Origin of the sequence: Streptomyces sp. NPDC002018 (genome assembly GCF_042890865.1) — a bacterium.
Classification (GTDB): domain Bacteria; phylum Actinomycetota; class Actinomycetes; order Streptomycetales; family Streptomycetaceae; genus Streptomyces.
In genome coordinates this window covers 26,761-51,294 of the sequence record NZ_JBIASO010000031.1, presented here as the reverse complement: position 1 = coordinate 51,294, position 24,534 = coordinate 26,761, and the positions used below count along the sequence as shown (strand labels likewise).

Below are 24,534 nucleotides of genomic sequence, written 5' to 3'. Positions count from 1 at the left end.
GGCGCGTCGGACGCCGCGGGAGGACTACCCTCCGGTGCCTCCGAAGAAGCCTCCGTCGCCGCCGTTCTGGCCGCCGGTATCGGCGCCGGGGCTCGACGGGGAGTTGGTGGCACCGCCGGCGCCGCCGTTGTCCCCGCCTTGATTGCCTCCGCCGCCGTTGTCGCCGCCCTGGTTGCCTCCGCCGCCGTTGTCCTCGCAGTCCCAGAGCTGCTGGCAGGACTCGCTCGGGCTCGGCGGGGTCTCGGACGGCGTCTCGGACGGCGTCTCCGAGGGGGTCTCGGACGGCGTCTCGGACGGGGTCTCGCTCGGCGTCGGGGTCGGGCTGGCGGCGCCGCCGCCGTACCAGGCCTCACCGATCGGCTCGGGCTTCGGGAACGCCTTCGCGGGCTCGTTCTTCAGCGCCGCCGCCATGTAGTCGTGCCAGATCTCGGACGGGAACGACGCACCGTGGATGGACTCCTGGTCACCGGTGCCGTACATCTGAAGGAACTCGCGCTTCTTGTTGTTCGCGTCGTCGTCCATCCGGTACATGTCGATGGCGGTCGAGAGCTGCGGGGTGTAACCCACGAACCAGGCCGACTTGTTGCCGTCGGTGGTACCGGTCTTGCCCGCCACCTCACGCCCTTCGAGCTTGGCGTTCGTACCGGTGCCCTTCTCCACCACGGTCTTCAGGACGTCCGTGACATTGTCCGCGACCGCGGCGGAGAACGCCGTCTTCGGCGTTCCCTCGTGCTTGTAGAGGGTCCTGCCGCCCTTCTTCACCTCGGTGACGGAGTACGGATCGCGCTGCTTGCCGCTGGACGCGAACGTGGCGTAGGAGGCGGCCATGCGGATGGCGCTGGGGTCGGAGATACCGATCGAGAACGACGGCACGTCGGACTTGGTGAGAGAGCCTTCGAGAAGGCCCGCCCGGATCGCGGAGTCCCGTACCGCCGAGATACCGACGTCCATGCCGAGCTGGACGAAGGGGGAGTTGGCGGATTCCTTCATCGCCTCACGCAGATTGATGTCGCCGTACGACTCGTCCCCGTCGTTGGTCTGCAGCCACTCCTTCCCTTCCTCGTTGGTCCAGATCGAACCGTCGTAGTTCTTGATCTTCAGCTTGTTGTCGCCGTTGTAGATCGTCTTGTCCGGCGAGACCGGAGTGCGCTGGTCCAGTCCCTGGTCCGGAAGTCCCTGAGGATTGCGCACACCCTTCTCCATCGCCGCGGCGAGCACATACGGCTTGAAGGTCGAGCCGACCTGCGCACCCGTCTGGTCGGCGTTGTTGGTGAAGTGCTTGGTGGCGTCCTGACCGCCGTAGATGGCGATGATCTTCCCGGTCGCCGGCTCGACGGACGCGCCGCCGAACTGGACATGGGTGTCGGTCCTCGGACGCTTCTTGGGGTCGATGTTGGCGTCGTAGACCTTCTCGACCGCGGTCCTGAGCTGCTCGACCTTCTTCTTGTTGAAGGTCGTGTGGATCTCGTAGCCGCCCGTGGTCAACTGGTCGGCCGTGATGCCCTGGTCGTTGTTGTTGACGAAGTACGCCTTGGCGAGGTCGACCAGATAGCCGATCTGCCCGCCGAGCTGCGCGTTCTTCTTCGGCGGGTCCGGCATCGGGAACTCGGGGTACTTCGCGCGCTCGGCGGCGTCGAGGTGACCGTCCTTGACCATCTCACCGAGAATCCAGGACCAGCGCTCCGTGGCCCGCTCGGTGTTGTTCTGAGCGGTGGCGTTCGCGTCGATCTCGGTGGCCCCCGCGGGGTCGTAGTAGGTCGGACCCTTGAGGAGCGCGGCGAGGAAGGCGCACTCGCTCGGATTCAGCTTCGCGGCGTCCTTGCCGTAGTACGTACGGGCCGCGGCCTGAATGCCGTAGGCACCGCGTCCGTAGTACGAGGTGTTCAGATAGCCCGCCAGAATCTCGGGCTTGCCCATGTCGGTGCCGACCTTCATGGAGATGAACAGCTCTTTGAACTTACGGCTGAGGGTCTGGCTCTGGTCGCCGAGACGGGCGTTCTTGACGTACTGCTGCGTGATGGTCGAGCCGCCCTGCGTGTCACCGCCCATGGCCATGTTGAACAGCGCCCGGCCGATACCCATGACATCGACGCCGGGGTCGTCGTAGAACGACTTGTTCTCCGCGGAGACGACAGCCAACTGCATCGACTCGGGGATGCTCTCGATCCCCACGATCTGCCGGTTGACCTCGCCACCGGTGGCGACCATCTGGGTGCCGTCGTCCCAGTAGTAGACGTTGTTCTCGGCCTGCGACGACTTGCTGTCGTCGGGCACCTGGACCACGGCGTACGCGATCGTCCCCGCGGCGAGTACCGAGCCGACGAAGCCGATGCCGAGAGCGGTGCCCTGCTTCCAGGACGGCACCCACCGGCGCCAGCCGTACTTGCCGTAGCGCGGATAGTCGATCAGCCGCTTCTTGCCCGGCTCATCGCCGCGGCCGGGGCCTTCGGCCCCCCCGCCGCCGCCTCGCCGGCCGCCGCCGGCTCCGCCCCGGCCCGGCCCCCCGGCGTCCGGCGCGCGCCGGCGTCCGCCCCGCTGGGCGGCGCGCCTGGCCTCGGCGCGCCCGCCGTAGGGGCGCTCCTCCTCGTACGGGTCGGAGTGCGAAACCGAAGCGGTTTCCTGGGAAGGGGCAGCGCGGCGGCCTGCTGGCTGCTGGGCCGCACGCCTGGCCGCTGCACGTCCGCCACCCTGCGGCTGCGGTTGTTTGCGACGGTGCTCGCTCATCGAACGACTACTCCTCGGGCAGGCGCGGACGCCTGGAAGCGGCAGTTGAGTTCCGGTCCCCCCGAAATGAATACGGACCAGCCCGGTCGGGGGCTCATCCGGCAGACAGCCGGTAAGCCGACTGTCTTGACGCTCAGTGGCGTCATTCGGTTCCCGGTGCTCTGCATGCCGCACAGACTACGCACGGTCAAAACCCTCCGAGAGCTGAAGTTCACCTCAAATCAGGCAAGTTGCCCGATGAGAATTGTCAATGTGACGCCGTTCACCTTGACCCCACTTGTCCCAACTGCATCTCCGTTCTATCGTCAGGATGTATCGAGTCGATACATCAGAACGGCATAAGGATCCCGGACAGTGGAGGAGGCGAAGGGTGAGCAGACGCTCGGGCATCCTTGAGTTCGCTGTCCTCGGTCTCCTCCGCGAGTCCCCCATGCACGGCTATGAGCTGCGGAAACGGCTCAATACCTCGCTGGGGATCTTCCGGGCCTTCAGTTACGGAACGCTCTATCCCTGCCTCAAGACGCTGGTCGCCAACGGCTGGTTGATCGAGGAACCGGGCAGCGCTCCCGAGGACGCACTCGCCGCCTCGCTGGCGGGACGCCGCGCCAAGATCGTCTATCGGCTGACGGCGGAAGGTAAGGAGCACTTCGAGGAACTCCTGTCGCACACCGGTCCCGATGCCTGGGAGGACGAACACTTCGCCGCTCGCTTCGCCTTCTTCGGCCAGACGGAGCGCGAGGTGCGGGTGCGGGTGCTGGAGGGGCGGCGCAGCAGGCTGGAGGAGCGTCTGGAGAAGATGCGCGCCTCCCTGGTCCGTACGCGCGAGCGCCTCGACGACTACACGCTTGAGCTTCAGCGCCACGGAATGGAGTCCGTGGAGCGCGAGGTGCGCTGGCTGAACGAGCTCATCGAGAGCGAGCGGGCGGGACGGGACCAGCGACGGTCCGGCCCCGAGAGCCCCGCCGAACGGGGAGACACACCGGGGGAAGCGGATGGCCTGCCCCGGCACCGGGACGTCGCGCCTTCCGGGGGTACGCCCCCGGGACGTCCCGGACCGCCGGATCCGTCCGCGGACACCACCACGTGAGGCCCTGCATCTCCGCAGGGTCTCATCAGAAACACTGAGATCACACAGGGAGCAAGCGGAATGGGTTCGGTTCGCGTAGCCATCGTCGGCGTGGGCAACTGCGCCGCCTCGCTGGTGCAGGGCGTCGAGTACTACAAGGACGCCGACCCGGCGGGCAAGGTGCCGGGTCTGATGCATGTCAAGTTCGGCGAGTACCACGTGTCGGACATCGAGTTCGTGGCCGCCTTCGACGTCGACGCGAAGAAGGTCGGTCTCGATCTCGCGAACGCCATCGGCGCCAGCGAGAACAACACCATCAAGATCTGCGATGTGCCGACCACGGGCATCACCGTCCAGCGGGGCCACACGCTCGACGGTCTGGGCAAGTACTACCGCCAGACGATCGAGGAGTCCCCCGAGGCGCCGGTGGACATCGTCCAGACCCTCAAGGACAAGCAGGTCGACGTTCTCGTCTGCTACCTGCCCGTGGGGTCCGAGGCCGCCGCGAAGTACTACGCGCAGTGCGCCATCGACGCCAAGGTCGCCTTCGTCAACGCCCTTCCGGTCTTCATCGCCGGCACCAAGGAGTGGGCGGACAAGTTCACCGACGCCGGTGTCCCGATCGTCGGTGACGACATCAAGTCCCAGGTCGGCGCCACCATCACGCACCGCGTCATGGCGAAGCTCTTCGAGGACCGGGGCGTCGTCCTGGACCGCACGATGCAGCTCAACGTCGGCGGCAACATGGACTTCAAGAACATGCTCGAGCGTGAGCGCCTGGAGTCCAAGAAGATCTCCAAGACGCAGGCCGTCACCTCCCAGATCCCCGACCGCGACCTGGGTGCGGACAATGTCCACATCGGCCCGTCGGACTATGTCGCCTGGCTCGACGACCGCAAGTGGGCGTACGTCCGCCTCGAAGGCCGAGCCTTCGGTGATGTCCCGCTGAACCTGGAGTACAAGCTCGAGGTCTGGGACTCCCCGAACTCTGCGGGTGTCATCATCGACGCCGTGCGCGCCGCGAAGATCGCCAAGGACCGCGGCATCGGCGGCCCGATCCTCTCGGCCTCCTCGTACTTCATGAAGTCGCCGCCGGTCCAGTACTTCGACGACCAGGCGCGGGAGAACGTCGAGAAGTTCATCAAGGGCGAGGTCGAGCGCTGACGCTCGTCCCCCTCCCTGCGAGAAGGGTCTCCGGGCAAGCCGTCCGGTGACCCTTCTCGTATCTGCCGTCGAGCCATATGTGACGCTGACCCACATGCCTGTCGGACGTGATCTGCGCGTACTCCTGCGCCTCAGTGCTTTCCGCCGGCTGCTGGCGGTCCGGCTGCTGTCCCAGGCGGCCGACGGGGTCTTCCAGGTCGCGCTCGCCACCTACGTCGTCTTCTCCCCCGAGAAGCAGACCTCGCCCACCGCGATCGCCTCCGCCATGGCGGTGCTGCTGCTGCCGTACTCCCTGGTCGGCCCGTTCGCCGGTGTGCTGCTCGACCGCTGGCAGCGCCGCCAGGTCTTCCTGTACGGCAATCTGCTGCGGGCCCTGCTGGCGAGCTGTACGGCGCTGCTGATCCTGGCCTCGGTGCCCGACTGGTTCTTCTATGCGTCGGCGCTGTCCGTGACCGCCGTCAACCGCTTCGTTCTCGCCGGTCTCTCGGCCGCTCTGCCGCGCGTGGTCGACGACGAGCGTCTCGTCCTCGCCAACTCCCTCTCCCCGACCGCCGGTACGCTCGCCGCCACCTCGGGAGGCGGCCTCGCCTTCGCCGTACGGCTGACCGTCGCGGACTCCGACGCCGCCGTGATGCTGCTGGGCGCCACCCTCTATCTGTGCGCGGCCCTCACCTCGCTTCTGCTGGCACGCGAACTGCTCGGTCCCGAACAGGCGCTCGCGCACACCCGGCTGAGGGCCGCCCTGGCCTCCACCGCGCGCGGACTCGCGGGCGGACTACGGCATCTCGGGGAACGGCGGACGGCCGCCCGCGCGCTGGCCGCCATGACGGTGCTGCGCTTCTGCTACGGGGCGCTCACCGTGATGGTGCTGATGCTCTGCCGGTACGCCTGGACCGACCGGGACTCCGACGGGCTGGCGCTGCTCGGACTCGCCGTGGCCGTCTCCGGCGCGGGCTTCTTCGTCGCCGCCGTACTGACACCCTGGGCGGCGGGCCGGCTCGGGCCGTATGGCTGGATGGCGCTGTGCGCCGGCGCGGCCGCCCTTCTCGAACCCGCCCTGGGGCTGCCTTTCGCCCCTGTACCCACCCTCGTGGCCGCCTTCGTTCTCGGGCTGATCACACAGGGCGCGAAGATCGCCACGGACACGGTGGTGCAGACGGGGGTGGACGACGCCTTCCGGGGCCGGATCTTCTCGCTCTATGACGTCCTCTTCAATGTGGCCTTCGTCGGCGCGGCCGGGGTCGCCGCGCTGATGCTGCCTCCGGACGGCCGGTCGGTGCCACTGGTGCTCACGGTCGCCGTTCTCTATGCGGCCGTCGCCGTCGCCCTCACACGCCGACGGCGATGTTTCACGTGAAACATCGCCGTCGAAGGACCCGGAGACAGACGGAGGGCGGGTCATGTTTCACGTGAAACATGACCCGCCCTCCGTCGTATCGCACCGTCCCGCCACGCCGTCTACTGCTGAGCGGCCCACCACTCCTTGAGGACGGCCACAGCCACATCGCGCTCCATCGGCCCGTTCTCCAGCCTCTGCTCCAGCAGGAAGGTGTAGGCCGCGCCGATCACCGGCCCCGGGCCCACGCCGAGGATCTCCATGATCTGGTTGCCGTCCAGATCGGGCCTGATCGCGTCCAGCTCCTCCTGCTCCTGGAGCTGGGCGATGCGCTCCTCCAAACCGTCGTACGCGCGGGAGAGAGCACTCGCCTTGCGCTTGTTGCGCGTGGTGCAGTCCGAGCGGGTCAGCTTATGGAGCCGGTCCAGCAGGGGGCCGGCGTCACGCACATACCGCCGCACCGCCGAATCGGTCCATTCGCCCGTCCCGTAGCCGTGAAAGCGCAGATGCAGCTCCACCAGTCGCGAGACGTCCTTCACCAGATCGTTGGGGTACTTGAGCGCGGTCAGCCGCTTCTTGACCATCTTCGCGCCGACGACCTCATGGTGGTGGAACGAGACACCGCCGTCCTTCTCGAACCGCCGCGTCCTGGGCTTGCCGATGTCATGGAGCAGAGCCGCCAGCCGCAGCACCAGGTCAGGACCGTCCTGCTCCAGATCGATGGCCTGCTCCAGGACCGTCAGCGAGTGCTCGTACACATCCTTGTGCCGGTGGTGCTCATCGCTCTCCAGCCGGAGGGCCGGCAGCTCCGGAAGCACCCGGTCGGCGAGCCCGGTGTCGACGAGCAGCGCCAGCCCCTTGCGCGGGTACGCGGAGAGGACCAGCTTGTTCAGTTCGTCACGCACCCGCTCGGCGGAGACGATCTCGATACGGCCGGACATGGCCGCCATGGCCGCCACCACATCCGGGGCGACCTCGAAGTCCAACTGCGCGGCGAACCGCGCGGCCCGGAGCATCCGCAGCGGATCGTCGGAGAAGGACTCCTCGGGGGTGCTGGGGGTTCGCAGCACCCGGGCGGAGAGGTCCTCCAGCCCGCCGTGCGGATCGATGAACTCCTTCTGCGGCAGCGCGACGGCCATCGCGTTCACCGTGAAGTCCCGGCGTACGAGGTCCTCCTCGATCGACTCCCCGTAGGACACCTCGGGTTTGCGCGACGTCCGGTCATAGGCCTCCGAGCGGTACGTCGTCACCTCGATCTGGAAGCGCTGATCAGCGTCTCCCACCCGAGCGTCCTTCTGGATGCCGACCGTGCCGAAGGCGATCCCCACCTCCCAGACCGCGTCCGCCCAGGGCCTGACGATCTTCAGGACGTCCTCGGGACGGGCATCGGTGGTGAAGTCCAGGTCGTTGCCGAGCCGGCCGAGAAGGGCGTCCCTGACCGAGCCGCCGACCAGAGCGAGACCGAATCCGGCATCCTGGAATCGGCGCGCCAGATCATCGGCGACGGGGGAAACCCGCAGCAGTTCACTGACCGCGCGGCGCTGCACCTGACTGAGTGCGCTGGGACTGACTTCATTGGCGTTCGGCACAACAGAAAAGGGTACGTGCCGTGGCTGCCCCGAGCGGCCCAGTTTCGGGCTCTCCCGCCTCCGATGCGGGGGATTCCGGCGGCGCATGAGATTCTTCCGATCATGTGGAGCAGTCCCCAGCACTTCGCCACAGCGCACATCGTTACCATGCGTGGACGCAGGAATCGACAGACCACCGACGGCAGCAAACGATGGCAAGGGACGGGCGAGCGCGTGGCGGAGGCGGCAGACTTCCAGGGGATGGTTCACTCTCCTGCCCGCCGGTGGCTGCGGCGCACAGCCTCCCTGGTCGCCGGAGCGCCGCTCCTGGCGGGCCTCCTGGCCGGCACAGCGGCTCCCGCGGCCCACGCGGCCGCCACCGCGCCGGCGGCCACCGGATCGCGTACGGTCTCTGTGGCGCTCGACACACTGACCCCCGGGGCACCGGTGCAGGGCGACACCCTCACCGTCTCCGGCACGGTGACCAACAAGGGCAAGAAGACCGTCACCGATGCCCAGGTGGATCTGCGGGTGGGTCCGCGGCTGTACGGCAGGACCGCCATCGACGACGCCGCGGCGCGCTCCGGCGGATCCACCGGCGATACGGCCCCGCTCGGCGGCAAGTACAGGGTCACCCTGCCGAAGCTCACCTCCGGGATCCCCCAGGACTTCACCCTCTCCGTACCGGTCAACAAGCTCGGGCTCGACGACGAGGGCGTCTACCAGCTCGGTGTCTCACTGACCGGTCAGACCTCCTCGGCGCCCTACGCCCAGATACTGGGCATCCAGAACACCTTCCTGCCCTGGCAGCCCGAGGCCACCGAGAAGAGGACCGAGTTCACCTACCTCTGGCCACTGATCTCGTCGACCCATCTCTCCGCGGAGACCGGCTCGGACGATCAGCAGACGCCTGTCTTCGAGAACGACGACCTCGCGGAGGAGCTGGCTCCCGGCGGGCGGCTGGAGCAGATGGTCTCCCTCGGCAACCAGCTTCCCGTCACCTGGGTCATCGATCCCGACCTGCTCGCGACCGCCGACGCGATGACCCGGAACTACCAGGTCAGGAACGGCAAGGACACCGTCCCGGGCACCAACCAGGCGATGGCCGTCAAATGGCTCAACGAGCTGGAGAAGGCGGTACAGGGCCGCAAGGTCGTCGCCCTGCCGTTCGGGGATCCGGATCTGGCGTCCCTGGCCCACCGCGGCAAGGATGTTTCCGGCGCGCTCAGCCATCTTCAGCCCGCCACGGATGTGGCCGGGAAGACCGTGGAGACCGTCCTCCATGTGAAACCGTCCGTCGACTTCGCCTGGCCCGTGGACGGCGCGATCGATCCCTCGATCGTCGATGTGGCGACCTCGGCGGGCGCCCACAATGTCATCACCCGCAGCGACAGCCTGCGGGACAACCTGTCGTACACCGCCGACGCCGCACGGCCCATCGGCGGCGGGACGACGGCCGTGGTCGCCGACGCGCGGCTCTCCACCGCCTTCCAGGGCGATATGACGGTGACGGGCAGCTCCACCCTCGCGGTGCAGAAGTTCCTCGCGCAGTCGCTGGCCCTGACCCTCCAGGAGCCCGACAACCAGCGCAGCATCGTGGTGGCCCCGCAGCGGATGCCCACGGCGGCCCAGGCACAGTCCATGGCACGGGCGCTGCGCGGACTGGACACCGAGCGCTGGACGGAACCGTCCGACCTGCTCACCGCGGCCTCGGCCACGCCCGACGCCGACGCCACCACCAAGGTTCCCGGCTCCGGCCGGTACCCCAAGAAGCTGCGCGGCCAGGAGCTGCCCACCCAGGCGTTCCTCGACATCCAGCGGACCCAGAGCCGCCTCGACAACTTCAAGGCCATCCTCAGCTCACCCGACCGGGTGGCCGCCCCCTTCGGCAACGCGATCGGCCGTGCGGTGTCGACGTCCTGGCGCGGCGACCGCGATGCGGCGAAGCCGTACCGCAAGTCGGTGGAGGTGTATCTCCGGAGCCTCACCAACGAGGTGCAGCTCATCCCGAAGTCCGTCCTCACCCTCTCCGGCCGCAGCGCGACCATCCCGGTGACGGTCCAGAACAAGCTGGTCCAGGGCGTCCAGAATCTGACACTGCGCCTCACGTCCGACAAGCCGACGCGCCTCAAGCTCGACAGCGGCAAGGGCACGGCGGAGCGGCCCATCAGGATCGACGGCGGGCACAGCCAGTCGGTGAAGTTCACCGGCGCGGGCAATGCCAACGGCCCGGTCCAGGTGACCGCGCAGCTCTACACGGAGGACGGCAAGCCCTACGGCAGCTCCATGACCTTCCAGGTCAGGGTCTCCGAGATCACGGCCACCGTGATGCTCGTGATCGCCGGCGGTGTGCTGCTGCTGGTCCTCGCCGGTGTCAAGATGTACAGCCAGCGCAAGCGGGCTGTGGCCCGGAGGGCCGCCGCCCGGCCCGCGGACGACGGCACCGGCACCGCCGGCGAGCCCGACGCCGACGGGGCGGAGGACCTAGACGACGCCGAGCGCACGGGCGGCTCGCGGGCCGCGGAGCACACGGAACCCGAGCAGCCGAGTGACCCGACACCGGACACCGCACCGGAAAGCGCGGACGCGTCGGGCACGGGTGAGAAAGTGGACCGTTGAGCGATGTCGTGGCCGGTCGGCCGGGGACGATGAGGTGGGGTAACCATGAACGCGCCGTACGACGGTGACCGCGGACAGGGCGCGGGCGGCGATCCGGCAGGCCAGGTTCCGCCTTCCGCGCCGCCTGCCCAGGATCCCTATGTCCAGGAGGCCTACAACCAGGACCCCTACTGGGCGCAGGACCTCTCCGCGCAGGATCCGGTGACCGAGGCGCTGTACGACCGTGCCTCGCATCCGCCGCCGCCTCCGGGCACCTATCCGGACCCGCAGACGATGTACCAGCAGCCGCCCGCGCAGCGGCACGCCCCGGACCCCCGGGTCTGGGCGCAGACCCCGCCGCCCGAGCCCTCCGGCCCCTCCCGCCGTCTCCCGTACGGGGACGACCCGAGGACCACCCAGTACACAGGCGTCGACGACCTTGTCTCCTGGGCCGGTGACGAGGCCCCGGAGCAGGACGCGTTCGCGCATCTCTACCGCGACCAGCAGGGCACGGGACAGACCCTCACCGAGCCGGAACCGGTGGCCGCGCCCGCCCCGCCGCCCCCCGCGAAGAAGCAGGGCAAGGCCGCCGGTCTGCTCAAGTCGAGCGCCGTGATGGCCGCCGGCACGCTGGTGTCCCGGCTCACCGGCTTCGTCCGCAGCCTGGTGATCACCGCGGCCCTGGGCGCCGCGCTGCTCGGTGACTCCTTCACCGTCGCCTACACCCTGCCGACGATGATCTACATCCTCACCGTCGGCGGCGGCCTCAACTCTGTCTTCGTACCGCAGCTCGTGCAGGCGATGAAGAACGACAAGGACGGCGGCGTCGCCTACGCCAACCGGCTGCTGACCCTCGTCATGGTGGCGCTCGGCGCGATCGTGGCCCTCGCCGTGTTCGGGGCACCGCTGCTCGTACGGCTGATGTCGGACACGATCGCCAGCGATCCCGCCGCCAACAATGTCGCGGTCACCTTCGCCCGCTACTGCCTGCCCACGATCTTCTTCATGGGCGTGCATGTGGTGATGGGTCAGATCCTCAACGCCCGCGGGAAGTTCGGCGCGATGATGTGGACCCCGGTCCTCAACAACATCGTCATGATCTCCACGTTCGGTCTGTTCATCTGGGTGTACGGCACCGCCGCCGACTCGGACATGACCGTCCGGACGATCCCGCCGGACGGTGTGCGGCTGCTGGGCATCGGCACGCTCCTCGGCCTCGCCGTCCAGGCCCTGGCGATGATCCCGTATCTCCGCGAGACCGGGTTCCGGTTCCGCCCGCGGTTCGACTGGAAGGGCCACGGCCTCGGCAAGACGGTCAAGCTGGCCAAGTGGACCGTGCTGTTCGTCCTCGCCAACCAGGCCGGCGTGCTGGTCGTGACCCAGCTCGCCACCGCCGCCGGTGAAGCCTCCGGCAAGGACGGCACCGGCATCCTCGCCTACAGCAACGCGCAGTTGATCTGGGGCATGCCACAGGCCATCATCACCGTCTCGGTCATGGCCGCGCTGCTGCCCCGGATCTCCCGCGCCGCCCACGACGGCGACCCGGGCGCGGTGCGCGACGACATCTCCCAGGGGCTGCGCAATTCGGCGGTCGCCATCGTCCCGATCGCCTTCGCGTTTCTCGCGCTCGGCGTTCCGATGTCCATCCTGATGTTCTCGTCCAGCGGCCTGGAGTCGGCACGGTCCATGGGCTTCATCCTGATGGCGTTCGCCCTCGGACTGATCCCCTACTCCGTCCAGTACGTCGTGCTCCGTGGCTTCTACGCCTACGAGGACACCCGGACCCCCTTCTACAACACCGTCATCGTCGCCATCGTCAACGCCGCGGCGTCGGCAGGCTGCTATGTGGTGCTGCCGGCACGCTGGGCCGTGGTCGGCATGGCCGCCTCGTACGGTCTGGCCTACGCGGTCGGCGTCGGGATCGCCTGGCGCAGGCTGCGGAACCGGCTGGGCGGGGATCTGGACGGCGGCCGCGTCCTGCGTACGTACGCCCGGCTCTGCCTGGCGTCCGTCCCCGGGGCCCTGGCGGCCGGCGCGGTCGCCTACGTCGTCCTCAACGCGCTCGGCGGGGGCGCTCTGGCCTCGCTGGTGGCACTGGTCGGCGGTGGCGTCGTGCTGCTGGGCATCTTCTTCGTCGCCGCGAGGAAGATGCGGATCGAAGAGCTGAACTCCTTGGTCGGTATGGTGCGCGGACGCCTCGGCCGGTAGAACGGCGCGGCCGAGCACAACCATCGTCGGCTGCCGCGTGTCGTGCATAGCGTCCGACTGTGGGCACAATTGGCTTGGCTGTTGGATAGCGCGCAACGGATGGGGAGGCAGGAGCGACGGTGGCGGAACGTAGCACGGCTGCCGTCGACGTGGCCGACAACAGCGGCGATGAGCCGCTGACCGCCAAGGCGGACAAGGCCACGGCCGACGGGGTGGCGAAAGCCCAGGACACGGCGGAGGAGTCCGCCCCGGACACGGGCAGCGAGCGTCAGAGCTCCGTGCCGGGGATCGCGACGCCCGAGCTGCACAGCGGCCACAAACTCGCGAGACGTTACCGGCTGGAGGAGTGCGTCACCCGTCTGGACGGTTTCAGCAGCTGGCGTGCCGTGGACGAGAAGCTGCGCCGGGCCGTCGGTGTGCATCTCCTCCCCGCCGACCACCCACGGGCCCGTTCCGTGCTGGCCGCGGCCCGCTCCGCCGCGCTGCTCGGCGACCCGCGCTTCGTCCAGGTCCTGGACGCCGTCGAGGAGAACGACCTCGTCTATGTGGTCCACGAGTGGCTGCCGGACGCCGTGGAGCTCACCGCTCTCCTCGCCTCGGGCCCGATGGAGGCCCATGACGCCTATCAACTGGTGAGCCAGGTGTCCCAGGCCATGGCGGCGGCCCACCGAGAAGGTCTCGCCCATCTGCGGCTGACCCCCGGAGCGGTCCTGCGGACGTCCAGCGGTCAGTACCGGATCCGCGGTCTCGCCGTGAACGCCGCGCTGCGCGGTATCCGCGCCGACCGGCCGCAGCGCACGGACACGGAAGCCATCGGAGCACTCCTCTACGCGGCGCTGACGCAGCGCTGGCCGTACGAGACCGATGCCTACGGTCTCTCCGGCCTCCCCAAGGGCGTCGGGCTGATCGCCCCCGACCAGGTGCGCGCGGGAGTCCACCGCGGTCTCTCGGAACTCGCCATGCGGGCCCTGATCAATGACGGCGCCACCGCGTCCCGTCAGGAACCGCCGTGCACCACCCCGGACGAGCTGGCCGCCGCGATCGCGGAGATGCCCCGTATCCGCCGGCCCGAGCCGACCTTCACGGCTCCGCCCGAATACCAGCGCACCACCTACCAGCAGGGCACCTACGGACGCACACAGGCCGGTCTCGGAACGGTGCCCATCCCGCCGGTGACGCCCCCGCCGCCCCCGCTCCAGAGCCGTACCGGCAAGGCGCTCAAGTGGACCGTCGCCGCACTCCTGATCGCCGCCCTGGGCCTGGGGAGCTGGCAGGTCGCCGACCGCCTCCTGGACACTACGCAGAACGAGACCCCTCCCACCGAGACGACCACCGGGGACGGGGACAAGGCCCTCACACCCGCGAAGCCCCTGCGGATCGCCGACGCGACGGAGTTCATGCCCAGCGGGGCCGGGATAAAGCCCGAGCTCGTCCCGAACGCCGTCGACGGAAAGACCGACACCTCCTGGATCACGCTCCAGTACAGGGGCTCCGCCAACTTCGGCAACCTCCCGAACCGCAAGGACGGCAGCGGAATAGTCGTTGATCTCGGCAGCGTACGGAGCGTGTCCGGCATCGACCTCGACATGTACCGCGCCGGTCACACCGCGGAAGTCCTCGCCGCCGGCCCGGACACATCGGATCCGACCGGCCTCTCGGACTTCTCGCAGCGCCTCACCAAGCTGGAGACGGTCGGAAAGACCCTGAAGCGCACGCTCGACAAGCCCGTGCGAACCCGGTACGTATTGATCCACATCACCGAACTGCCCAGCGATGGATCCGCGTCCCTCTTCCGGGGCGGTATCTCGGAAATCAAGATCACCGGCTGACCGGATCCGGGGGAGCCGACCGGACCGGGGGAGGGGGCTCACCGTTGGACGATGTCGCACTCGGCGACTCAAGTGACCAGGATTTGCTGAGCGCTCATGTCTCAGGCCACCCCCATGCCTTCGGGGAACTGGTACGACGCCATCGTGACCGGCTCTGGGCCGTCGCCCTGCGGACGCTCGGTGACCGGGAGGAAGCAGCAGACGCGGTACAGGACGCTCTGGTCTCCGCCTTCCGGGCGGCCCACACCTTCCGCGGCCAGTCCGCCGTGACCACCTGGCTGCACCGGATCACCGTCAACGCCTGTCTCGACCGCGCACGCAAGGCCGCCTCCCGCAAGACCTCTCCCATGGACGACACGGAGCGGCTGGAGCAGCTCCTGGAGCCGCACGAGTCCGCGGAAGCCCCCGCCGAGCGTCAGGACCTCCACCGTGAGCTGCTCGCCGCACTGGCCAAACTCCCCGTCGATCAGCAGGCGGCTCTGGTGCTGGTCGATATGCAGGGCTACCCGGTGGCGGAGGCCGCGGCGATCCTGGGCGTCCCCACCGGAACGGTGAAGAGCCGCTGCGCACGGGGCCGGGCCAGACTGCTTCCCCTGCTCACTCATCTACGCGCGGACAGCAGGGATAACAGCGATCCCAGCCGGGGAAGGAACCGGACGCCAGGGGCATCCGTCCCACCGGCATCAGCACCAAGGGATTCAGGACCGAGCGATCCTGCTGGAGTGAAGGGCGGAGGTGGGCGCGCATGACATCGACGGCCGACATGACTCAGCACCCGGATGTCTCGGAGATCTCCGACCTGGCGGAAGGCCTGCTGCCACCGGCCCGTGCGGCCGATATAAGGAACCATCTCGACGGCTGCGCGCTCTGCGCCGATGTTCATGAGTCCCTCGAAGAGATCAGAGGGCTGCTCGGCACCCTGCCGGGACCGCCACGCATGCCGACCGATGTCGCGGAGCGCATTGATGCCGCCCTGGCGGCGGAAGCGCTCCTGAATGCGACCGCGCCCGACGAGGCCGCTCATGTTTCACGTGAAACATCGCACCCCTCCGGGACATCCGCCACGCCGGACACCCGCTCCGCCACAGACGTTCCCTCCGCCGCAGACTCTCCGGCAGCACCAGCGGAGCCCTCCGCGCCGGATGCTTCACCCATGGACGCCCTACGGGCCGACCGCCCGGCCGGACGACCGAGGGCGGCCACCGGGCCCGGCCGTACCGTGGCGGCGCGCCGTCGCCGCCGCACGGCCGTACTGGGGGCTGTTCTCGGCACAGCAGCCGTGGGGGTGAGCGTCCTGCTGCTCCAGTCGATCAGCTCTTCGGGCACCGACACCGCCGACAAGCAGGCAGGCTCGACGATGAGCGCCACCAAGAGCGACAGCGAAGAGTTCACCGAGGCCCGGCTCCAGAGCAGTGTGGACACGCTGCTGGCCTCCGGCTCGGCAGCGGACCCCGGGGCCAAACAGCCGGAGAGCAGGCAGGGCGGCTCTCCACGTGACGGGGGCCCTTCGAACTCACCCCTTTTCCAGCCCATGGCCGTGGTGCCGCCCTGTATCGAGCAGGGCATCGGCCGCACCGAGCCGGTTCTCGCCGCGCAGGAGGGCGTGTACGAGGGCAGCCCGGCCTATCTGGTGGTCCTGTCGCACTCCACCGACAGCAGCCAGATCCAGGCGTATGTGGTCGATGCCACCTGCGTGGGCAGCCCCTCCCCGACCGAAGGAAAGGTCCTGCTGACGCACGCCTACCCTCGCCGCTGACAGCACCTGCCGTGCTGCGGGGATCCTCGGGGAATGCGGGACCCGTAGGATCCGTTGGATGGGGTGAAAGTCGTTGATCCGGCCCCAGTAGGCAGTCTGCAGAGACGAGGAAGAATCCCGTGAGCGACGTCCGTAATGTGATCATTATCGGCTCCGGGCCCGCCGGCTATACGGCCGCGCTGTACACCGCGCGCGCATCGCTGAAGCCGCTGGTCTTCGAGGGCGCCGTCACCGCTGGTGGTGCGCTGATGAACACGACCGATGTGGAGAACTTCCCAGGGTTCCGCGACGGCATCATGGGTCCGGACCTGATGGACAACATGCGGGCGCAGGCGGAGCGCTTCGGCGCCGAGCTCGTTCCGGACGATGTCATCTCCGTCGACCTCACCGGTGACATCAAGACGGTCACCGACACGGCGGGCACGGTGCACCGGGCGAAGGCCGTGATCGTCACGACCGGCTCCCAGCACCGCAAGCTCGGCCTGGCCAACGAGGACACTCTCTCCGGTCGCGGCGTCTCCTGGTGTGCCACCTGCGACGGCTTCTTCTTCAAGGACCAGGACATCGCCGTGGTGGGCGGTGGCGACACCGCGATGGAGGAAGCCACCTTCCTTTCGCGCTTCGCCAAGTCCGTCACGATCGTCCACCGCCGGGACACGCTGCGTGCCTCCAAGGCCATGCAGGACCGCGCCTTCTCCGACCCCAAGATCAAGTTCGCCTGGGACAGCGAGGTCGCGGAGATCCACGGCGACCAGAAGCTCTCCGGTCTGACCCTGCGCAACACCAAGACCGGTGAGCTCTCGGCTCTCCCGGTGACTGGTCTGTTCATCGCGGTGGGCCACGACCCGCGGACCGAGCTGTTCAAGGGCCAGCTCGATCTGGACAGCGAGGGCTACCTCACCGTCGACGCCCCGTCGACACGGACGAACCTCTCCGGTGTCTTCGGCGCCGGTGATGTCGTGGACCACACCTACCGCCAGGCCATCACCGCCGCGGGCACCGGCTGCTCCGCGGCTCTCGACGCCGAGCGCTTCCTCGCCGCGCTCAGCGACAGCGAGCACGCCGCCGAGCCGGAGAAGACCGCCACCGTCTGACCGCCCTACCGACCCACACCCCATTAACAGAAGGAGGCCGCCGTGGCCGGCGACCTGAAGCATGTGACCGACGAGTCGTTCGAGCAGGATGTCCTCAAGAGCGACAAGCCCGTACTGGTGGACTTCTGGGCCGCCTGGTGCGGACCCTGCCGCCAGATCGCCCCGTCGCTCGAAGCCATCGCGGCCGAGCACGGTGACAAGATCGAGATCGTCAAGCTCAACATCGACGAGAACCCGGCCACCGCAGCCAAGTACGGCGTCATGTCCATCCCGACGCTGAACGTCTACCAGAACGGCGAGGTCGCCAAGACCATCGTCGGTGCCAAGCCCAAGGCCGCGCTCGTGCGTGACCTGGAGAGCTTCATCGGCGAGTAGTCACACGGCAGCCGCCGGCCGGCTCCAATGTTTCACGTGAAACGGGTCCATTCCCCCGGACGGGGGAATGGACCCGTTTCTCTTCGGCGCTTCGGCGCTCCGCTCAGAGCGGTCGCAGTGCCGGCTCCTTCTTGACCACGCCCAGCAGCCGGTCCAGGGCCAGCTCCACATCCTCTTTCCAGGAGAGGGTGGTCCGCAGCTCCAGCCTCAGCCGTGGATGCCTGGGGTGGGGACGTACGGTCTTGAAGCCCACTGCCAGCAGATGATCGGCGGGCAGTACACAGGCCGGCTCCTTCCAGCGGGTATCACCGAATGCCTCGATCGCCTTGAATTCCCGCCGCAGCAGATCCTTGGCCACGGTCTGCACCAGCACGCGGCCAAGCCCCTGTCCTTGATAGCCCGGCTTGATCCAGGCGGTCATGAGCTGCGCCGCGTCCGGAGAGACAGGGCTCGTCGGGAAGGCCAGGGAGCGCGGCACATAGGCCGGGGGCGCGTAGAGCACAAACCCCACCGGCAGATCGTCGACGTACACGACACGGCCGCAGGACCCCCACTCCAGCAGGACGGCCGAGATCCAGGCTTCCTTCTCCGGCTCGGACCTGCCGGCCTTTACCGCCGCTTCCCCGCTGACCGGATCGAGCTCCCAGAAGACACACGCACGACAGCGCGGGGGGAGATCCGCAAGGTTGTCCAGCGTGAGCGGTACGAGCCGACGCCCCATGAAGGCTGTTCTCCACTTCCTTCGCCTGCCCTGTCACCAGCGGCTGGCAGCACACTCCGCTCCCGAAGCAGGCCGCCCACAAAGCCGCCGATGACTCCAAGACTCAGCCCCGCCGACACCAGTTGACTGCGGCTCACCGATCGCATGGCCCCCGCTCTCCTTCTGAGGTCATCAAGGTGGATGCGCCATACCAGAACGCATCGTATCCACCCAGAGCCCCCTGGCACACCGAGGGACAGCAAAGGGCGGGCTGTGTTCCGGTAAGCATGGAACACAGCTCGCCCGTGAGCAGCGCGAGAGCCTCAGCTCTCGTCGTCGTCCTCTCCGGCCTCCCCCGAGAGTCCCTTGTCCAGGACGCGTCCCTCGCCGGGAGCGAGCGTGCCGAGAATCCGTTCCAGATCGTCCATCGAGGCGAACTCGACCACGATCTTTCCCTTCTTCTGGCCCAGATCGACCTTCACCCGGGTCTCGAAGCGGTCCGAGAGACGCGACGCCAGATCGGTCAGCGCGGGCGACAGCCGGGCACCGGCCCTCGGTCCCTTCGCCTTGGGCGCACTCTGCGGACGTGAGCCCATCAGGGTCACGATCTCCTCGACCGCGCGCACCGAGAGCCCCTCGGCCACGATGCGATGCGCCAGCCTGTCCTGCTCCTCAGAATCGTCCACCGAGAGAAGCGCCCGCGCATGACCGGCCGACAGCACTCCGGCCGCGACCCTGCGCTGCACGGGGGGAGAGAGCCGGAGCAGCCGCAGCGTATTGGAGACCTGCGGGCGGGAGCGCCCGATCCGGTCGGCGAGCTGGTCATGCGTGCACTTGAAGTCCTTGAGCAACTGGTCGTACGCGGCGGCCTCTTCCAGCGGATTGAGCTGGGCCCGGTGCAGATTCTCCAGCAGCGCGTCGAGCAACAGCTTCTCGTCGTCCGTGGCGCGGACGATCGCCGGAATACGCTCCAGCCCCGCTTCACGGCAGGCCCTCCAGCGCCGCTCACCCATGATGAGCTCATAGCGCTCCGGTCCCACCTGCCGTACGACGACGGGCTGGAGGAGCCCCACCTCCTTGATGGAGGTGATCAGCTCGGCCAGGGCGTCCTCGTCGAACACCTCACGCGGCTGCCGGGGGTTCGGCGTGATGGAGCCGATCGGCACCTCGGCGAAGTGTGCCCCGGCGGCGGCCGCCGGCTCGGGCACCGCCTCGGACTCCGGTGTCACCGTCTCCGCTTCCGGTGCCACGGCGGCCTGCGGCAGCGAGGTCACCTTGGCGGCGGCCACACCACGGTCCGCGGTCAGTACCGGCCCCGCTCCGGGAGCCGCCGAGGCCGCTCCTGGAGAGGGCACCGGCTTCTCCTGCGGAGCGGCAGGAATCAGCGCACCGAGCCCACGCCCCAATCCCCTACGTCGCTCGCTCACTGGATCCCCTCCGACATACTCTGCTGACTGTTCTGGCTGCCCACATGGGCCTGCTGGGCGTCATAGTGCACCCCGACCCCCCTCAGCGCGATTTCGCGGGCGGCTTCGAGATAGGACAGGGATCCACTGGATCCTGGATCGTACGTCAGCACCGTCTGGCCATAGCTCGGTGCCTCCGAGATACGTACGGACCGAGGGATGCTCGTCCGCAGCACCTCCTTGCCGAAGTGACTGCGCACCTCCTCCGCCACCTGCGAGGCGAGCCGGGTCCTGCCGTCGTACATGGTGAGCAGGATCGTCGAGACATGCAGTGTCCGATTGAGATGCCCGCGCACCAGGTCGACGTTCCGCAGCAACTGGCCGAGTCCTTCGAGTGCGTAGTACTCGCACTGGATAGGAATCAGCACCTCCGCGCCCGCGACCATCGCATTGACGGTGAGCAGGCCGAGCGAGGGCGGGCAGTCGATCAGGATGTAGTCCAACGGCTGCTCGTATGCCTCGATCGCCCGCTGAAGCCGGCTCTCCCGGGCCACCAGCGACACCAACTCGATCTCCGCACCGGCGAGATCGATGGTGGCGGGAGCACAGAAGAGGCCTTCGACGTCCGGGACGGGCTGGACCACCTCGGAGAGGGGCTTGCTCTCCACCAGGACGTCATAGATCGAGGGAACTTCGGCGTGATGGTCGATACCGAGCGCCGTGGAGGCATTGCCCTGCGGATCGAGGTCGATCACCAGCACGCGCGCGCCATGGAGCGCGAGCGAGGCGGCAAGGTTGACCGTGGTCGTGGTCTTCCCTACGCCGCCCTTCTGGTTGGCGACGACCATGACACGCGTCTGCTCGGGCCGGGGCAGACCTTCGCCGGCTCGGCCCAGGGCCTCCACCGCCAGTTGGGCAGCGCGGCCAATGGGGGTGTCGTCCATCGGGGGCGGTGTTTCACGTGAAACATCCTCCCCCGCCGACTCGGTGCGGGGACCGGGGACCGGATCGGTCATCGGTCCCGCGATGTTGGCGTCGGACCGCAAGGATTCACTCTCCTCGACTTCAGACTCGCAATGGAGAGAGCCTGCCATGCTTTCGGGGTCGTGAACCAGCGAGGCCCGTGGTTCTGTGGATGAATCCACATCTGTGGACAACCCCGCCCCTCTTACGAGGGGCTTTCGGCCACGTGGGGTGGAAGCCTCGCGGCCACGGCCGATGATTCCCTGCAGCAGTGAGCGACGTTTCACGTGAAACACGATGCACGCGCCGCAGGTCTAGCGGGTCACGACACTCCGCACTGCCTGGGCAGGGGAGCTTGTATGGAGCACCACCGGCAGGCGGCGCAGCCAGAAGGGCTCAGCGGCGTCGCCGCGCACGACCGGCTCGGGCGGCCTTGGCCCGCTTCGTCGCGAACCGCACCCCACCGGGGCTCTCCCCGACTTCTACCCGCACCACCGTGGCCAGCGGATCGACGATACCCTCTCCGACCTGGAGCACCGAGGTTTCCACGACACCGAGCTTGCTCAATGCCGCTCGGGCCCCCTTGATCTCCTCCTCGGCCGTGTCGCCCTTGAGCGCCAGCATCTCGCCGTACGGACGGAGCAGGGGCACCCCCCAGCCCGCCAGACGGTCCAGCGGAGCCACCGCCCGCGCGGTGACCACATGCACCGGCTGAAGCGTGCCGAGGACCTCCTCGGCACGGCCCCGCACCACCGTCACATGGTCCAGGCCCAGCAGCTCGACCACTTCCTGAAGAAAATTGGTCCGCCGCAGCAGCGGCTCCAGCAACGTGATCTTCAGATCCGGCCGTACCAGTGCCAGCGGGATCCCCGGGAGCCCCGCCCCCGAACCGACGTCGCAGACCATCACGCCCTCGGGCACCACCTCGGAGAGCACCGCGCAGTTCAGCAGATGCCGCTCCCACAGCCTCGGTACCTCACGTGGACCGATCAGGCCGCGCCTGACCCCCGCGTCCGCCAGCAGTTCCGCGTAGCGGACAGCCTCCGGGAAGAACTCACCGAAGACAGCACGCGCAGCGTCCGGTGCAGGGGGAAGCTCTGCTGCCTCCGTCACGGAAACCGTCCTTCCATACCGAACCACCGACCGGTGGCGACTAACAGGCTGACAAAGACCGGCCCCGCCTGCGAAACAGACGGGGCCGGTATGCGATGGACCGGTCAGACCGGGAGCACCACGACGAAGCGCTGGGGCTCTTCGCCCTCGGACTCACTGCGCAGACCCGCGGCGGCGACCGCGTCGTGCACGACCTTCCGCTCGAAGGGCGTCATGGGGTTCAGCTTCACCGGCTCACCGGTGCTCTTCACCTCATCCGCGGCCTTGGCACCCAGCTCGGCCAGCTCGGTGCGCTTCCTGGCCCGGAAGCCCGCGATATCCAGCATCAGACGGCTACGGTCCCCGGTCTCCCGGTGGACCGCGAGCCGCGTCAGCTCCTGAAGCGCCTCCAGCACTTCACCGTCACGTCCCACCAGCTTCTGCAGATCCCGGCCGCCCGAGTCGCTGATGATCGAGACCGCGGCCCGGTCGGCCTCGACGTCCATGTCGATGTCGCCGTCAAGATCAGCGATATCGAGCAGACCTTCGAGGTAGTCGGCCGCGATCTCCCCTTCCTGCTCCAGGCGGGTCAGGGTGTCGCCTCCCTCGGCGGCGGAGATGGTGCCTTCCGTCACGGATGGACTCCTTCTTACTTCTTGGACGGGTGCTTGGGCCGCTGCTGGCCCTTACGCTGCCCCGACTTGGCTTGGCGTGGGGAACCGGCGGCGGGCTTGCCCGTCGGCTTGGACGTGGTGTCCTGCGGCTCGTCCTTCTTCTGCAACGAGGTCTTCGCCAGGTCGTCGGCGGCCTCGGAGTCCTTTGTCTCCGTACCCGGCTGGGCGGCGGCTGCGGCCTGCCGCTGTGCCTTGGTCTGGCGCTTGGGCTGCTGGCGCCTCACCGCGCCGCCGGCCTCGGTCTCGGCGGAGGCGGTGTCGCTCTTGATCACCGTGCCGTCGGCCTGGGCGACCAGACCGACCTTGGCCAGGCTGCTGACGAACTTGCGCTCGTTGTCGTTGCGGTCGGGCCCCTTGGCCACGATCGCCTTGACGACATTGCGCTTTCGTCGGGACCGGACCTCGCTGTGGGAGGTGATGCCCTTCAGCAGACGCTGGAGGTACTGGTCCTGTGCCTTGCTGCCCGGCGTCGGGTTCTGGTTGATCACATACATCTGCTGGCCCATGGTCCACACGTTGGTGGTCAGCCAGTAGACGAGCACACCGACGGGGAAGTTGATGCCCGTGACGGCGAAGATCAGCGGGAAGATGTACATGAGCATCTTCTGCTGCTGCATGTACGGCGTCTTGACCGTCAGGTCGACGTTCTTGGTCATCAGCTGGCGCTGGGTGTAGAACTGCGATGCCGACATCAGAACGATCATGATCGCGGTGACCACGCGTACATCGGTCAGGGAGGCGCTCAGGGACGCGACCTTGTCACTGCTGTCCGTGAACTTGGCGGCCAGCGGGGCGCCGAAGATATGCGCCTGACGCGCGCTGTCCAGCAGCGACTGGTTGATGACGCCGATCGTCTTGCCACTCGCGATGCTGGAGAGCACGTGGTAGAGGGCGAAGAAGAACGGTGACTGCGCCAGGATGGGAAGACAGGAGGAGAGCGGGTTGGTACCCGTCTCCTTGTACAGCTTCATCATCTCTTCGGACTGACGCTGTTTGTCGTTCTTGTAGCGCTCCTGGATCGCCTTCATCTTCGGCTGGAGCACCTGCATGTTCCGGGTCGACTTGATCTGCTTCACAAAGAGCGGAATCAGACAGATCCGGATGAGCACCACCAGGGACACGATGGACAGTCCCCAGGCCCAACCCGTATCAGGGCCGAAGATCGTCCCGTACAGCGCGTGGAACTGGACAATGACCCATGAAACAGGTGTGGTGATAAAACTGAAGAGACTGGCAATCGTGTCCACTAATCAGGCTCCTTGAGCTTTGGGCGAGGTCTCTGCGGCTGGACCGGGAGTGTCGGGGGCCGATCCCCCGGAAGGCACGCCAGCGCCGGAGTGCCCGTCCTTGCTGCCGCGCCACGTATTGCGCAGCAGTTCGTGCCATCGTGGGCGTTTACGCGGTGGGACATGATCCACACCGCCCGGCGACCACGGATTGCACCGCAGAATGCGCCAAGCGGTCAGCGCCGTGCCTTTCACCGCGCCATGCCGGTCGATGGCCGTGTATCCGTAGTGCGAGCACGACGGGTAGTACCGGCAGACGGGCCCCAGCAGCGGGCTGATCGTCCACTGGTACAGCTTGATCAGAGCCAGTAGCGGGTATTTCATCGCGTGCCCCCTCCCAGCAGCCGCCGGAGAGCGGCATCCAGGTCTCGGGCCAGTTGTGCATGGTCGGCGTCACCCGCTCCGGGCAGCGCCCGTACGACAACCAGGCTACCGGGGGGCAGCTCGGGCAATCGTTCGCGTATCAGATGACGGAGTCTGCGCTTCACCTGGTTACGTACGACGGCGCCGCCCACGGCCTTGCTTACGACGAAACCCGCACGCGTCGGGGAGGCGCTCTCCCCAGGCGCGTGCGGGTCCATGGCACCGCTACGTAGATGGACGACAAGAAGCGGGCGTCCGGCCCTGCGTCCTCGGCGTACCGCGGTCGCGAACTCCTCGCGCCGCCTCAGCCGATTCTCGGTAGGCAGCACGTC

The 24,534-nt window shown here is 68.0% G+C and carries 20 protein-coding genes; 10 read left to right on the top strand and 10 right to left on the bottom strand.

What is annotated here, in order from left to right:
* Positions 1-24 precede the first annotated feature (24 nt).
* Positions 25-2,724, bottom strand: coding sequence for a transglycosylase domain-containing protein (locus ACFYYH_RS32430; protein WP_388558797.1), 2,700 nt, complete (start codon positions 2,722-2,724; stop codon positions 25-27).
* 370 nt (positions 2,725-3,094) lie between these two features.
* On the opposite strand from ACFYYH_RS32430, the gene ACFYYH_RS32425 reads away from it, so the two are divergent.
* From ACFYYH_RS32425 to ACFYYH_RS32415, 3 genes are all read left to right on the top strand, one after another.
* A complete protein-coding gene (locus ACFYYH_RS32425) occupies positions 3,095-3,811 on the top strand; it encodes a helix-turn-helix transcriptional regulator (RefSeq protein WP_388558794.1) in 717 nt (238 codons plus the stop codon).
* A gap of 60 nt (positions 3,812-3,871) precedes the next feature.
* Complete coding sequence (locus ACFYYH_RS32420) at positions 3,872-4,954, top strand: inositol-3-phosphate synthase (protein WP_388558791.1); 1,083 nt, start codon at positions 3,872-3,874, stop codon at positions 4,952-4,954.
* A gap of 94 nt (positions 4,955-5,048) precedes the next feature.
* On the top strand, positions 5,049-6,311 hold the full coding sequence (locus ACFYYH_RS32415; protein ID WP_388558788.1) for an MFS transporter: 1,263 nt from the start codon (positions 5,049-5,051) through the stop codon (positions 6,309-6,311).
* 101 nt (positions 6,312-6,412) lie between these two features.
* On the opposite strand, the gene ACFYYH_RS32410 is transcribed toward ACFYYH_RS32415, so the two are convergent.
* The gene (locus ACFYYH_RS32410) at positions 6,413-7,879 is read right to left on the bottom strand and encodes a CCA tRNA nucleotidyltransferase (RefSeq protein ID WP_388558785.1); all 1,467 of its coding nucleotides are present in this window, start codon (positions 7,877-7,879) and stop codon (positions 6,413-6,415) included.
* A 213-nt stretch (positions 7,880-8,092) separates the two neighbouring features.
* Between ACFYYH_RS32410 and ACFYYH_RS32405 the strand changes: the two genes are divergently transcribed.
* The 7 genes from ACFYYH_RS32405 (at position 8,093) to trxA (ending at position 17,718) form a co-directional block, all read left to right on the top strand.
* Positions 8,093-10,477: a DUF6049 family protein gene (locus ACFYYH_RS32405; RefSeq protein WP_388558782.1), complete on the top strand. Its 2,385-nt coding sequence runs from the start codon at positions 8,093-8,095 to the stop codon at positions 10,475-10,477.
* A gap of 45 nt (positions 10,478-10,522) precedes the next feature.
* Entirely contained in the window at positions 10,523-12,664 is a 2,142-nt protein-coding gene (gene murJ, locus ACFYYH_RS32400; RefSeq protein WP_388558779.1) for a murein biosynthesis integral membrane protein MurJ, read from the top strand.
* Between the two features lie 119 nt (positions 12,665-12,783).
* Positions 12,784-14,493 carry a protein kinase family protein gene (locus tag ACFYYH_RS32395; RefSeq protein ID WP_388558776.1) on the top strand — a complete coding sequence of 570 codons (1,710 nt, stop codon included), beginning with the start codon at positions 12,784-12,786 and terminating at the stop codon, positions 14,491-14,493.
* A gap of 44 nt (positions 14,494-14,537) precedes the next feature.
* Entirely contained in the window at positions 14,538-15,242 is a 705-nt protein-coding gene (sigM, locus tag ACFYYH_RS32390; RefSeq protein ID WP_388558773.1) for an RNA polymerase sigma factor SigM, read from the top strand.
* Positions 15,239-16,249: an anti-sigma factor family protein gene (locus ACFYYH_RS32385; RefSeq protein WP_388558770.1), complete on the top strand. Its 1,011-nt coding sequence runs from the start codon at positions 15,239-15,241 to the stop codon at positions 16,247-16,249. The genes sigM and ACFYYH_RS32385 overlap by 4 nt, the downstream gene beginning before the upstream one ends.
* Positions 16,250-16,368: 119 nt before the next feature.
* Positions 16,369-17,343, top strand: coding sequence for a thioredoxin-disulfide reductase (gene trxB, locus ACFYYH_RS32380; protein WP_388558767.1), 975 nt, complete (start codon positions 16,369-16,371; stop codon positions 17,341-17,343).
* A 42-nt stretch (positions 17,344-17,385) separates the two neighbouring features.
* The gene (trxA, locus tag ACFYYH_RS32375; RefSeq protein WP_217307651.1) at positions 17,386-17,718 is read left to right on the top strand and encodes a thioredoxin; all 333 of its coding nucleotides are present in this window, start codon (positions 17,386-17,388) and stop codon (positions 17,716-17,718) included.
* A 103-nt stretch (positions 17,719-17,821) separates the two neighbouring features.
* Here the strand turns inward: trxA and ACFYYH_RS32370 are convergent, their stop codons facing one another.
* The 8 genes from ACFYYH_RS32370 to rnpA form a co-directional block, all read right to left on the bottom strand.
* Positions 17,822-18,439: a GNAT family N-acetyltransferase gene (locus ACFYYH_RS32370; protein ID WP_388558763.1), complete on the bottom strand. Its 618-nt coding sequence runs from the start codon at positions 18,437-18,439 to the stop codon at positions 17,822-17,824.
* Between the two features lie 302 nt (positions 18,440-18,741).
* Positions 18,742-19,845: a ParB/RepB/Spo0J family partition protein gene (locus ACFYYH_RS32365; RefSeq protein ID WP_388558760.1), complete on the bottom strand. Its 1,104-nt coding sequence runs from the start codon at positions 19,843-19,845 to the stop codon at positions 18,742-18,744.
* Positions 19,842-20,918, bottom strand: coding sequence for a ParA family protein (locus tag ACFYYH_RS32360; protein ID WP_388558757.1), 1,077 nt, complete (start codon positions 20,916-20,918; stop codon positions 19,842-19,844). Before ACFYYH_RS32360 ends, ACFYYH_RS32365 begins: the two co-directional genes overlap by 4 nt.
* A gap of 265 nt (positions 20,919-21,183) precedes the next feature.
* A complete protein-coding gene (gene rsmG, locus ACFYYH_RS32355) occupies positions 21,184-21,900 on the bottom strand; it encodes a 16S rRNA (guanine(527)-N(7))-methyltransferase RsmG (protein WP_388558754.1) in 717 nt (238 codons plus the stop codon).
* Between the two features lie 104 nt (positions 21,901-22,004).
* On the bottom strand, positions 22,005-22,514 hold the full coding sequence (locus ACFYYH_RS32350) for a protein jag (RefSeq protein WP_388558751.1): 510 nt from the start codon (positions 22,512-22,514) through the stop codon (positions 22,005-22,007).
* 14 nt (positions 22,515-22,528) lie between these two features.
* Positions 22,529-23,800, bottom strand: a complete 1,272-nt coding sequence (gene yidC / locus ACFYYH_RS32345) for a membrane protein insertase YidC (protein WP_388558748.1) — start codon at positions 23,798-23,800, stop codon at positions 22,529-22,531.
* Between the two features lie 3 nt (positions 23,801-23,803).
* Positions 23,804-24,163 carry a membrane protein insertion efficiency factor YidD gene (gene yidD, locus ACFYYH_RS32340; RefSeq protein ID WP_388558745.1) on the bottom strand — a complete coding sequence of 120 codons (360 nt, stop codon included), beginning with the start codon at positions 24,161-24,163 and terminating at the stop codon, positions 23,804-23,806.
* Entirely contained in the window at positions 24,160-24,531 is a 372-nt protein-coding gene (gene rnpA / locus ACFYYH_RS32335; protein WP_363079888.1) for a ribonuclease P protein component, read from the bottom strand. The genes yidD and rnpA overlap by 4 nt, the downstream gene beginning before the upstream one ends.
* Positions 24,532-24,534 lie beyond the last annotated feature (3 nt).

What these genes read in the sequence shown, in the direction of transcription:
- ACFYYH_RS32360 (WP_388558757.1), bottom strand. Translation starts at nt 20,918, where the DNA reads ATGGCAGGCTCTCTCCATTGCGAGTCTGAAGTCGAGGAGAGTGAATCC.
- murJ (WP_388558779.1), top strand. Translation starts at nt 10,523, where the DNA reads ATGAACGCGCCGTACGACGGTGACCGCGGACAGGGCGCGGGCGGCGAT.
- ACFYYH_RS32430 (WP_388558797.1), bottom strand. Translation starts at nt 2,724, where the DNA reads ATGAGCGAGCACCGTCGCAAACAACCGCAGCCGCAGGGTGGCGGACGT.
- ACFYYH_RS32370 (WP_388558763.1), bottom strand. Translation starts at nt 18,439, where the DNA reads ATGGGGCGTCGGCTCGTACCGCTCACGCTGGACAACCTTGCGGATCTC.
- ACFYYH_RS32385 (WP_388558770.1), top strand. Translation starts at nt 15,239, where the DNA reads ATGACATCGACGGCCGACATGACTCAGCACCCGGATGTCTCGGAGATC.
- yidD (WP_388558745.1), bottom strand. Translation starts at nt 24,163, where the DNA reads ATGAAATACCCGCTACTGGCTCTGATCAAGCTGTACCAGTGGACGATC.
- ACFYYH_RS32415 (WP_388558788.1), top strand. Translation starts at nt 5,049, where the DNA reads ATGCCTGTCGGACGTGATCTGCGCGTACTCCTGCGCCTCAGTGCTTTC.
- ACFYYH_RS32420 (WP_388558791.1), top strand. Translation starts at nt 3,872, where the DNA reads ATGGGTTCGGTTCGCGTAGCCATCGTCGGCGTGGGCAACTGCGCCGCC.